The sequence below is a fragment of the Streptomyces sp. NPDC017991 genome, from assembly GCF_044328075.1.
GTDB lineage: Bacteria > Actinomycetota > Actinomycetes > Streptomycetales > Streptomycetaceae > Streptomyces.
Genome location: NZ_JBIRGP010000002.1, coordinates 414,188 through 425,734 on the forward strand (window position 1 = coordinate 414,188; position 11,547 = coordinate 425,734).

General features: G+C 71.1%; 8 protein-coding genes. 3 read left to right on the forward strand and 5 right to left on the reverse strand.

The genetic code is table 11. The features are described from left to right. Nucleotides 1-93 precede the first annotated feature (93 nt). Nucleotides 94-1,140 (forward strand): hypothetical protein, encoded by a 1,047-nt coding sequence (locus tag ACH4DZ_RS06385; RefSeq protein ID WP_398285788.1) that lies wholly within the window; start codon nucleotides 94-96, stop codon nucleotides 1,138-1,140. A gap of 70 nt (nucleotides 1,141-1,210) precedes the next feature. Here the strand turns inward: ACH4DZ_RS06385 and ACH4DZ_RS06390 are convergent, their stop codons facing one another. From ACH4DZ_RS06390 to ACH4DZ_RS06400, 3 genes are all read right to left on the reverse strand, one after another. After that, a complete protein-coding gene (locus tag ACH4DZ_RS06390; RefSeq protein ID WP_398285789.1) occupies nucleotides 1,211-2,389 on the reverse strand; it encodes a serine hydrolase domain-containing protein in 1,179 nt (392 codons plus the stop codon). Between the two features lie 200 nt (nucleotides 2,390-2,589). After that, nucleotides 2,590-4,350, reverse strand: a complete 1,761-nt coding sequence (locus tag ACH4DZ_RS06395; protein WP_398285790.1) for a TIGR03767 family metallophosphoesterase — start codon at nucleotides 4,348-4,350, stop codon at nucleotides 2,590-2,592. Nucleotides 4,351-4,601: 251 nt separating this feature from the next. Next, complete coding sequence (locus tag ACH4DZ_RS06400; protein WP_398285791.1) at nucleotides 4,602-5,075, reverse strand: NUDIX hydrolase; 474 nt, start codon at nucleotides 5,073-5,075, stop codon at nucleotides 4,602-4,604. A gap of 231 nt (nucleotides 5,076-5,306) precedes the next feature. Between ACH4DZ_RS06400 and ACH4DZ_RS06405 the strand changes: the two genes are divergently transcribed. After that, complete coding sequence (locus tag ACH4DZ_RS06405; RefSeq protein ID WP_398285792.1) at nucleotides 5,307-8,624, forward strand: S8 family serine peptidase; 3,318 nt, start codon at nucleotides 5,307-5,309, stop codon at nucleotides 8,622-8,624. Nucleotides 8,625-8,705: 81 nt separating this feature from the next. On the opposite strand, the gene ACH4DZ_RS06410 is transcribed toward ACH4DZ_RS06405, so the two are convergent. Beyond that, nucleotides 8,706-9,584 (reverse strand): hypothetical protein, encoded by an 879-nt coding sequence (locus tag ACH4DZ_RS06410; RefSeq protein WP_398285793.1) that lies wholly within the window; start codon nucleotides 9,582-9,584, stop codon nucleotides 8,706-8,708. Nucleotide 9,585: 1 nt separating this feature from the next. Then, the gene (locus ACH4DZ_RS06415; protein ID WP_398285794.1) at nucleotides 9,586-10,140 is read right to left on the reverse strand and encodes an RNA polymerase sigma factor; all 555 of its coding nucleotides are present in this window, start codon (nucleotides 10,138-10,140) and stop codon (nucleotides 9,586-9,588) included. 237 nt (nucleotides 10,141-10,377) lie between these two features. Here ACH4DZ_RS06415 and ACH4DZ_RS06420 point away from each other — a divergent pair, with 237 nt between their 5' ends. Beyond that, nucleotides 10,378-11,403: an aspartate-semialdehyde dehydrogenase gene (locus ACH4DZ_RS06420; RefSeq protein ID WP_398285795.1), complete on the forward strand. Its 1,026-nt coding sequence runs from the start codon at nucleotides 10,378-10,380 to the stop codon at nucleotides 11,401-11,403. The last annotated feature ends 144 nt before the right edge of the window (nucleotides 11,404-11,547 follow it).

Below are 11,547 nucleotides of genomic sequence, written 5' to 3' on the forward strand. Positions count from 1 at the left end.
CGGTGGGCGGACTTTAGGGCAGGGTTGTCCGGTTTTGACGACGGACTTGTAACAGCGGTTAGGCAGCGGATCAGGCGCGGCAGATTCGAGGTCATGAACCACAACACCCCGCTCTCCCCCCGGCCCCTCCGCCACCTGTCCGACGTCCAGCAGCGCGTCATGACCACCGCGCACCTCCGGTCGAGGGGCGTGAGCACCGCCGACATCAACACGCAGTGCCGGCCGGGCGGTTCCTGGCAGCAGCTCCTGCCAGGGGTCTACCTGCTCCGCCCGGGACCCGCCACCACCGAGGAGCGGCTGCACGCGGTCCTGATGTACGCGGCCCGCTGCCCCGTCGCGGAACCGGCCGTCCCCACCCAGCCGGGCGCCGCCGGACCGCACGCCCCGCAGGGGTACGCCGACGCGATGATCACCGGCCTCGCGGCACTCACCCTGCACCGCTTCGCGTCCGCTCCCCCACTGCTCCCCCTGGACCGCGTCGACGTCCTCGTCCCACGGCTGCGCCGGCTGCGTTCGACGGGCTGCGTCCGTATCGTCCGTACACCGGGCATGCCGGAGCCCGTGCAGATCGGTGGCATCCCCGTGGCGCCCGTGGCACGTGCGCTGGCCGACGCGGTCGCCGACATCACGGACGCGGGAGTCGTACGCCGGCTGCTCACCGAGGCGGTACGCGGCGGGCACTGTGAACCCGCCGCGGTCGTACGGGAGCTGACCCAGGCCCGGCTGCTGAGCCGGCCGCACGTGGTGGACGCCGTCGACTCCCTCCTCGCCGAGGGCCGGGCCATCGCCGAGGACCGGCTGTACCGCCTGGTCAGCGAACACGGTCTGCCCGACCCGGTCTGGAACGTGGACCTCCGGCTGCCCGGCGGCCCGCTCCTCGGCGGCCTCGACGCGTACTGGCCCGACCACGCCGTCGCCCTCGAACTCGACACCCGGGCCCCGCGCCAGGACGACGACGCGATGTGGTCCGAGTACGCCCGCAAGCGCGAGCACCTGGAGCGCCTCGGCATCACCGTCGTCCACGTCACCCCGAAGAAACTGCGGGACTCGATGGAGCAGCAGGCGACCGTCGTACGTACGGCCCTGATGGCGTCGGGGGACCGTGAACCGGCGGCGTACGTCGTGGTGCTGCCCCGGTAGGGAGGGAGCGGGGGGAGCGGACCGGAGGGGCTGCCGGGCGGGTCGGCGGCCCCTCCTCCTGGCCGACCGGCTACTTCGGCTTCGGGCAGTACTCCGCCTCGATCACCGCGTCGGTGTCTCCCGACCAGTCGCCGTTGAAGTTGAAGGCGAGCGAGTGGCGGCCGTCCGCCGTCGTCACGGCCTCCGAGTTGGAGCCGTGGATGCCTCCGCCGTGGCCCCAGACGACGACACCGCAGCTCAGCTCGCGCTCGATGAGGCCGAGGCCGTAACCGGCGTTGCGGACCTCCCCGACCTTGACGGTGGTCTTCATCTCGGCGAGTTGCTTCCTCGGCAGGAGCCCGCCGCGCAGCAGCGCCGAGTAGAAGCGGTTGAGGTCACCCGAGTCGGAGATCATCTCGCCCGACGCGGAGGCGAGGCCCGGGTTGAGCTCCGTGACGTCGTAGGTCGGGCCGGTGGCCGTCATGGCGAGTTTTCCGTACGCCCGGCTGCTGGGTTTCGGCACCTTCGGGTACGTACCCGGGACGAGGGTGGCGTGCAGTCCGAGCGGTTCGATGATGCGCTGCCGGATCTCGTCGCCGTACGCGTGGCCCGTGACCTTCTCGATCACCATGCCGGCCACGACGTAGTTGGTGTTGGAGTAGTTCCACGAGGTGCCCGGCGCGAAGTCCGGCTCGTGGGACGTCGCGATCGCCACGAGGTCCCGGGGCGGCAGCTTGTCGAAGCGGTGCTCGAAGAAGCCGTCCTTCAGGAAGTACGTGCGGGCGAAGTCGTCGTCCGCGGTGTAGTTGTGGACGCCGCTCGTGTGGTTGAGGAGCTGGCGGAGGGTGATGCGGCGGCCGTCGTGGCCATTGCCGTGGACCACGCCGGGCAGCCACTTGTCCACGGTGTCGTCCAGCGAGAGCCGGCGTTCCGCCTCCAGCTGGAGTACGACCGTCGAGACGAATGTCTTGGTGATGCTGCCTACGCGGTAGCGGTCCTTTGCCGAGCGGGGCTTCTTCGTTTCGAGGTTGCCCACTCCCGCGGTGGCCTTCCAGGTGGCGTGGGGGGTCTTCGCCTGGGCTGCGACGCCGGGGACTCCGTCCTTGACGGCTTCGTTCATCGCGCGTTGGGTCGCGGCGTGATCTCTCGCCGATGCCGGAGCCGGGGCCGGGGAGGCTGCCAGTGCTGCCGGGGCCGTCAGTGCGGCTGCGGCGAGTGTTGCCGCGGCGGTCAGGCCGAGGCGGGTTGCGCGTGCGGTGCGGGGTGACATGTGAGGTTCCTTCCGTCGTGATGCCGACGGGAGGGACCTGTTGGGTGCCGGGTGGGTTGCCTTCGGCTGGGGTGGTTGGGTTGGTTTCGGCCGGATTTTGTGGGGGTCGGGGGGTTGTGTGTCGGGTGCGGGTGCATGGGGGCTGGTCGCGCCGTTCCCCGCGCCCCCTACGGGGCTCACCTGGAGGTGGCCCGAGGGTGTCAGCCCTTCCTCAGTACCAGCTCCGTGTTGCGGTCCGTCGGGGATCCGCTCAGGTCCGTTCGGGCGCCCGGGGCGTTGAAGGAGAGTTCTCGGTACAGGGCTGCCAGGCCGGTCTGGGAGAGGTCCGTGAAGTCCGTGTCGTGGGGGGCCGCGGACTCGATCAGCGTGGTGAAGAGGGAGATCGTGCCGTCGTGGTTGTCGGCGATCTCGATCACCCGGGCGAGCTGCGGGAAGTCGACGTGGGAAGCGGTGGAGACCTCCCAGAAGGAGCGGCCGTCCGGGGCGGCGTGCGGGGTGACGGCGTTCTTGTGGCTGTGGCCGTTCACCCAGGCCAGCACCGGGCGGTGGGCGCCGAGCACGGAGAGCACCTCGTCACCGCCGTGCCGCCGCTCCCCCGGGTGCGCCGGGTCCTCGCGGAGGTTGCGCATCGACTTGCTGGTGTGGTGGCTGAAGACGATGACGTGTTCCTTGTTCTTCTCGGCCCCCTTCAGCGTGCGCTCCAGCCACCGCAGTTGGGCCGTGCCGAGCGAGCCCTCGTAGTGGCCGCCCGGGTCGGTGGTGTCGAGGCTGATTCCGAGCACGTCGTCCGCGATACGGAAGGTGTAGTACTGGGTCTTCGCGGCGAGGTTGGCCTGCGAGTAGCCGTGTCCGACGGGGCCCGTGCCGGTGTGCGCCGGGTCGAGGTGGGCCTGCAGGTACTCGGTCGTCGTGAAGGGGGCGCGGCCCTCGTCCGGGGTGACCGAACGCATCCTGCGCGCCTGGGACTTGAGCATGGCCTTGAAGCCGGCGCCCTTGGGGTCGCCGCCCTTCTTGACGTTCTTCCAGATGGCGACGCCCTCCGACTCGTCGAGCGTCATCAGCTTCTTGCCGCCGACCGCGAACTCGGCGAAGAAGGAGTCGCCGGGCGCGTAGCAGCCGCCGGGCAGCGAGTCGTGGTTGCCGACCGTGGAGTACCAGGGCAGGTTGAGTCCGGGGCTGCGCACCTCGCGGATCGCGGCGGCGAGGAAGCCCTCGATACGCGGGAAACCGCGCTGCTTGTCGGCGTCGCGCAGGGCCGCGTCGGGCTGCCAGTACAGCTTGAGGTCGCTGTTCTGGACGCCTTCGTAGCGGGCCGGGTCACCGGAGTTGGGGGTGATGCGACCGCCGCTCATCACCTTCAGGAACCAGTCCAGTTCCGTCTTGGCGTTGTTGTCGGTGTTGTCGCCCGTGGTCATCACGAAGTGCAGCGGGGAGCCGGTGACCGGGGCGCCGCGCAGCGCGTTGACCCGCTCGACGAGCGAGACCGCGCCGGCCACCGACAGGGACTCCTGCGGCCGCCAGGCGCTGGCGGTCTGGGCGCGCAGATACTCGTAGCGCAGCGGGTGCTGTACGTCGACCAGGTGCAGGTCGGTGAACTGCACGAACGCGGCGAGTGCGGTGCGCCGTTCGGCCCGGCCGGTCTTCGGGGCGGCCAGGTCGCCGCGGACCACCCGGGTCCAGGCGGGCCCGTCGCCGAGCCGCCGGTACCCGGAGCCCGGACGCGCGGCGGCGATGGTCGAGAGGGTGGTGCCCCGGGTGTAGGGGGCCAGGGGCGCGGCCGGCGCCCTGCGGCTGACGGCGACGGGCCGGCCCTGAGTGGTGGTGGCGGTGTGGGTGGCGGCCTCGCTCGTTCCCGGGCGCAGCGCGAAGCCGATGCCCGCGGAGAGGGACACCGCCCCGGTGGCGGCCAGGAAGGCGCGGCGGTCACGGGCGGCGGTGGCGACAGAGCGTATGCGCGACATGGCGCGGTCTCCCCGAGTGCGAACGCGTCGGCAGTGGTCGCGGGCGGTCCACTGACGCGAACTTCCCGCTCGTACCTGATGGTTGGCACCGGGGGTGACCTGCGCGTTAACTGGACGGCAACGGGCAGCGCCGATCACCGTACGTCGATCTTGGACTACCCTCCGCGTCCACCGAGCCCTCTCCGAACCGAGGCGGGCCGGTCACTCCACGTTCACCTGGCGGGGTAGGGGGAAGGTTTCGCCGTCCTCTCTCAGGTGTCGGCGGGATGTTCCGGGGTGCCCGTCACCCGGCCGACCACAGGGCGCTCCCGCCACAGGGCGAGTCCGACGTCGACGAGTCCCACCCGGTCCAGGGCGGGCACCTCTTCGAGGGGGTGCCAGGCCGCCATGTCGGTGGAGCCGTCGGTCTCGTGGCGCAGTTCGCCGCCGGTGACGCGGGCCTCGTAGACGATCCCCAGGCCGTAGAAGTCCACGTCGGCGCCCAAGCGGCGCGGGTGGGTCTGCCGTGTCGAGTCGACGCCGAGGAGGGCCAGGGGTTCGACCGTGTATCCGGTCTCCTCCTCGGCCTCCCGGATCACGGTGTCGTAGGGGTCCTCGCCGTGGTCCATGCCGCCGCCGGGCAGTGTCCAGCGTCTGCCGCCGTCCCGTGCCACCCAGCGCGCGAGGAGCATCCGCCCGTCGCGCACACACACGGCGTAGGCCGCCACCCTCAACTCCTTGCGCATGGGCAGACGTTACGCCAGGGTCTTCCGCACGTCCCGGTTTGGCCGGAGATCGGCCGCATGACGTATGGCGGAATTACGCCATGAACAGTTCACGTCTCGGTCAGCTCTCCCCAAACTTCCGTTTCTTGCGTAAAGCTGAGCGGTCATCCGGGTTCACATTCCGGACTGACGCGATCGGTCCGATGTCGATCCGATCGTGAACGGACTTTTCCTTTACTCACAAGGATGCTGATGACCCTCCACTCTCAGCGCGCTCCGATCAGCGGGGCGAGACGTGCGGCACGCATAGCCGTCGCCGCCGGACTCGTGGCCGCTCTCTCCGCGGCCGGGCCGATACCCATGGCCTTCTCCGCGGACGACCCGGGCACCCCCGCCGGCACACCGGTCAAGTCGGCCGGCGGCAAGCTCGGTTCGGCCGACGCCGACCTCCTCGCGGAGGCACAGGCGTCCGGCGACAAGAACGTCACGATGATGATCGCCACCGCGCCGGGGCAGACCGAACAGGTCGCAGGGCAGCTCGACGCGGTGAAGGGCGGCTCGGTCGGCCGCACCTACGACAAGCTCGGCTACGTCCGCGCGACCGTCCCGACCGCCAGGGCCGAGTCGGCCATCGCGGCGGCCTCCAAGCTCTCCTCCGTGCACGGCATCGACCTGCGCCAGGAGATCGTGCTGGACGACCCGACCCCGTCCGCCGACACGGCCAAGGGCGCCAAGAAGAGCGCCACGGCCGCCGCGTACCCGGCGCCGGGGAAGAACACCCCCGCCGAGAACCCGTACAACCCGTCCTTCGAGACGGGTGCCGTCGACTTCGTGAAGAAGAACCCGAAGGCGGACGGCCGCGGTGTCACCATCGGCATCCTCGACTCCGGTGTCGACGTGGCGCACCCCGCGCTGCAGAAGACGACGACCGGCGAGCGCAAGATCGTCGACTGGGTGACGGCGACCGACCCGCTGGTCGACGGCGACGCGACCTGGCGCGCGATGGTCAACGCCCGCTCGGGCCCGGTCTTCACCTACGACGGCGAGAGCTGGAAGGCGCCCGCCGGGAACTACGCGGTCAGCCGCTTCCGTGAGTCCGCGTCCACCGGCGGCGACGCGAACGGCGACCTGAACCGCGACGGCGACACGACCGACAGCTGGGGCGTGCTCTACGACGCCGCCGCGGGGACGGTCCGCGTCGACCTGAACGACAACAACGACTTCACGGACGACGCGGCGATGAAGCCGTACAAGGACGGCTACCAGATCGGCTACTTCGGTACCGACGACCCGGCCACCGAGATAGCCGAACGCGTGCCGTTCGTCGTGGAGATCCGCAAGGACGTCCCGATGGACCCGCTGGGCGGTGACTGGGTCGGCAAGAAGTCCGACTTCGTCAACATCGGCATCATCGAGTCCGAGCACGGCACGCACGTCGCCGGCATCACGGCCGCCAACAAGCTGTTCGGCGGCAAGATGAACGGTGCGGCGCCCGGCGCCAAGCTCGTCTCCTCGCGCGCCTGCACCTGGAGCGGCGGCTGCACGAACGTCGCGCTCACCGAGGGCATGATCGACCTCGTCGCCAACCGCGGCGTCGACATCGTGAACATGTCGATCGGCGGTCTGCCCGCCCTCAACGACGGCAACAACGCGCGCGCCGAGCTGTACACGCGTCTCATCGACACGTACGGCGTGCAGCTGGTCATCTCGGCCGGCAACTCGGGGCCCGGCGCCAACACGATCGGCGACCCCGGCCTGGCCGACAAGGTCATCTCGGTCGGCGCGTCCATCTCCAAGGAGACCTGGGCGTCCAACTACGGCTCGCAGGTGTCGAAGAAGTACGCGATGCTGCCCTTCTCCTCGCGCGGCCCGCGTGAGGACGGCGGCTTCACGCCGACGCTGACCGCGCCCGGCGCGGCCATCAACACCACGCAGACCTGGTTCCCCGGCGGCCCGGTCGCCGAGGCGGGCTACTCCCTGCCGCCCGGCTACTCGATGCTGCAGGGCACCTCGATGGCGTCCCCGCAGGCCGCGGGCGCCTCCGCGCTGCTGCTGAGCGCCGCGAAGCAGAAGCACATCGACCTGACGCCGGCGAAGCTGCGCACCGCGCTCACCTCGACCGCCGGCCACATCAGCGGCACGCAGGCGTACGCGGAGGGCGCGGGCCTCATCGACATCCCGGACGCCTGGGACTCGATCCGTGACGGCGCCACCGCCCACGACTACCTGGTGAAGGCCCCGGTCGACACCGCGATCGACTTCGCGCTCAAGACCCCCGGCTTCGGCACCGGCCTCTACGACCGCGAGGGCGGCCTCAAGGCCGGCCAGAAGAAGACGTACGACGTCACGGTGACCCGTACGACCGGCGCGAACCGTGCCGTCAAGCACGAGCTGCACCTGGCGAACAACCGGGACAAGACGTTCCGGATCGTCGGCAAGGACGAGATCTCGCTGCCGCTGAACAAGCCGGTGACGGTGAAGATCGAGGCCAAGCCGGCGAACGCCGGGCTGAGCAGCGCGATCCTGGAGGTCGACGACCCGCGTACCGAGGGCGTCGACAAGCAGGTCCTCACCACGGTGGTGGTCTCCGCCCCGCTGTCCGCCTCGCAGAAGTACGCCTACTCGGCGTCCGGCACGGTCCAGCGCAACTCCACCACGTCGTACTTCGTGACCGTCCCCGAGGGCGCCAAGAACCTTGAGGTCGCGATCGGCGGGCTGAAGACCGGGAGCCAGACCCGGTTCATCGCCATCCACCCGTACGGCGTCCCGGTCGACAACACGTCGACGCCGTACTGCTACAACAACTACCTCGACGGCAACGGCTGCCGCCCCGACCTGCGGTCGTACAGCGACCCGCAGCCGGGCGTCTGGGAGATCGAGGTCGAGTCGCGCCGTACGTCGCCGCTGCTCGACAACCCGTACAAGCTGAACGTCGAGGTGCTGGGCGCCGAGTTCGACCCGGCCGTCGTGACCGTCCCGGACGCCAAGGTCGGTACGCCGACCCCGGCTTCGTGGAAGGTGACGAACAAGCTCGCCGCGGTCGACGGTTCACTCAAGGGCGGTCCACTCGGCTCCTCCAAGAGCACGCGGCCGACCATCGCCCAGGGCGCCACGGACACCGTCACGGTGGACGTGCCCGCGGGCGCCGAGTCGCTCGACGTGAGCATCGGCAACGTCTCCGACGCCGCCGCCGACCTCGACCTGTCCGTCTACGACGCGCAGGGCAACGAGGTCGGCTCGTCCGCGGACGGCGACTCGGAGGAGGCCGTCTCCGTGCCGTCGCCCGCCGCCGGTACGTACACCGTGCTGGTCGCCGGCTACTCGGTCCCGGCGGGCACCACCGCGTACGACTACCTGGACGTGTACTTCGCGCCCTCGCTCGGACAGGTGGAGGTCGCCGCGACACCCGTGAAGCTCGCCACCGGCGCTTCGACGTCGGTCACCGCGCAGGTCGTCGCCAACGCGGCGCCGCCGGCCGGCCGTACGTTCTTCGGGCGGGTGCAGCTCGTGAACGCGCGGGGCACCGCGGCCGGCACGGGCAGCGTCCTGATCGAGAAGGTCACGCCGTAGCCTCCGGCAGGCACTGACACAAGGGGTGGGCGTCCGGTTCGACCGGGCGCCCGCCCTCTTCGTTCCCCCTCGCCTGCCCGCTCAGCCCCGGTCCCCCGCGGGGCCGGCGCACTCCATGCCGCGCGCTCCCGGCAGGGCCGCGATGATCTCCTTACGGGCGTCGCCGACCCCCCGGCCGGTCTCGTAGTCCGGCCCGCCCCGCGGATACAGCGGCACCCCCACGAGGGTGTACGTGCCGGTCCTCAGGTCCTCCCGCGCCTCCTCGGGCAGCGTGACGGTGACCGTCGGGTGGTCCGCCGCCGACTGCTCGGGCCGGTAGTAGCGCTCGACCTTCAGTACGACGCGTACGTTCCCGTCGCCCGTGGACGTGATGCTCCGTACGGTCCCCTCGACGAGGATCCTGGAGCACGCGAGGCGCATCTCGGGCGAGTACGACGACGTGTCGTCCCCGCCGCCCTCGTTCCTCGCGGCCGACGAGTCGCTCTTTGCGCCCGCGTCGCTGTCCGCGCTTCCCGCGCCTCCCTGCACGCCGAGCCACACCAGTCCGCCGAGCAGTGCCGTGCCCGCCGTGATCACGAGGGCGCCCACGGCCGCTCCCGCGTAGCGCCGGGAGCGGCGAGGCCGCCTCGGCCCCGCCTGCTTCGGCGGCCCCGACGGCGCGGGAGCCCGGGACGGCCTCGGCCTCTTGCCGCCCACCGGTCCGGCGGCCGGTCCGGCGGCCGTCGGCCCGCCGGGGGCCGAGACTTCCGCGGCCGGTGCCTCCCCGGCCAGGGTGTCGCCCATGATCCGCAGCTGTTCCCTGAGCAGGGCCACGTCCGCGACCGCCGACCGGTGCTCCGCCATGAACTCCGGGTCGTCCCGCGCTCCTGCGGGCAGGGGTTCGTCCGTGATCGCGGCGAGCAGCGCGTCGATCCCCTCGTACGCGGCTTCTTCGTACTCGGCTCCTCCGTACTCGGGCATGTCACACCACCTCGTCCTCGTGCAGGCGGGTGCGCAGCGCGCGGACCGCCGAGTGCAGCCTGCTCTTGACCGTGCCCTCCGGGATGCCGAGCTCCTCGGCGATCCCCCGGACGGGCAGGTCGGCGTAGAAGCGCAGCACGAGGATCTGCCGCTGGGCGTCGGGCAGCCCGTCCAGGCCCTGGGCCACGGCGAGCGACAGCACCTTCGTCTCCTCGCCGGAGTCGCCGCCGGTGTGCTCGGCGGGCCGCAGCGAGGCCAGCCGTTCGCCGATCCGCTCCTGCCGGCGCCTGGCCCGGTGCCAGTCCATGGCCAGGTTCGAGGCGACGACCGCCGCCCACGCCGACACGTCACGCGGCGCCTCGGCCCCGCTCGCCGCCCGCTCCAGAAGCCGCAGACGGACCTGCTGCACCCCGTCCGGCAGGTCCGTCTGCGGCACCCCGCCGAGCGCGAGCACGGCACGCACCCGACGCTCCTGTGCCGCGTCCAGGGGGTCGTCGAGCGGCCCCCCGGCCGCCTCCCCGTCCCCCTGGACGCGGCGGGTCCTTCTGCGCAGCACAGCGCCCCTCCCCTCACCGCGTTTCCTCTAGGACGCGGGAAGCGTGCGAAACGTTCAGCCCACTTCGTCGGACCCGCTTCGACGGACCCGCTTCGGCGGGCCGGCTTCGACCGACGGAGGCATACGTCACACCGTCTCAGTGCGCGGGCAAAGGATTGGACACATGGGCCCGGGTGAGACACATGATGGAAACTCGGCCATATCCCGGCCCGTAGTGAGCAGGCAGAAGGAGTCGCTGTGAAGGTAGGAATCGTCGGAGCCACCGGTCAGGTCGGCACTGTCATGCTGAGGATCCTCGCCGAGCGCGAGTTCCCGGTGGAGACGCTGCGTCTGTTCGCCTCGGCCCGTTCGGCCGGTTCGACGATCGCCTACAAGGACCGGTCCGTGACGGTGGAGGACGCCTCCACCGCCGACTACTCCGGTCTCGACATCGTGCTGTTCTCCGCGGGCGGCGCCACGTCCAGGGCCCTCGCCGAGAAGGTCGCCTCGCAGGGTGCCGTCGTGATCGACAACTCCTCCGCCTGGCGCAAGGACCCCGAGGTTCCGCTGGTGGTCTCGGAGGTCAACCCGCACGCCGTGGCGGACCGGCCCAAGGGGATCATCGCCAACCCGAACTGCACGACCATGGCCGCGATGCCCGTGCTGAAGCCGCTGCACGCGGAGGCGGGCCTGGAGGCCCTCGTCGTCGCCACCTACCAGGCCGTCTCCGGCTCCGGTCTCGCCGGTGTCGCCGAGCTGCACGGCCAGGCGCAGAAGGTCGTCGCCGACGCGGACAGGCTGACCCACGACGGTTCGGCGGTCGACTTCCCCGAGCCGCAGGTCTACCAGCGGCCCATCGCCTTCAACGTCCTTCCGCTGGCCGGGTCCATCGTGGACGACGGCCTGAACGAGACCGACGAGGAGCAGAAGCTCCGCCACGAGTCCCGCAAGATCCTGGAGATCCCGGACCTCAAGGTCTCCGGGACCTGTGTCCGTGTGCCGGTGTTCTCGGGGCACTCGCTGCAGGTCAACGCGCGGTTCGCGCGTCCGCTGAGTGTGGAGCGGGCCACGGAGCTGCTGGGCGGTGCGCCGGGTGTCGCCCTGTCGGACATTCCGACGCCGCTCCAGGCCGCCGGCCAGGACCCGTCGTTCGTGGGCCGGATCCGCGCCGACGAGACGGTCGAGCACGGGCTCGCGCTCTTCGTCTCGAACGACAACCTTCGCAAGGGTGCGGCGTTGAACGCCGTTCAGATCGCGGAGCTGGTGGCGGCGGAACTCGGCTGATCGCTGTCGCGGGGTGCGGGGGGGCGGCGGCCGGGGTGTGATGTCGTCTGCGGGCCGGTGGGGGCTGGTCGCGGCGGTGCCCCCCCCCCCCAAACCCCCGGGGGGGCCCCCCCCTTTTTGTTTAAAGGGGCCCGGGGACACCCC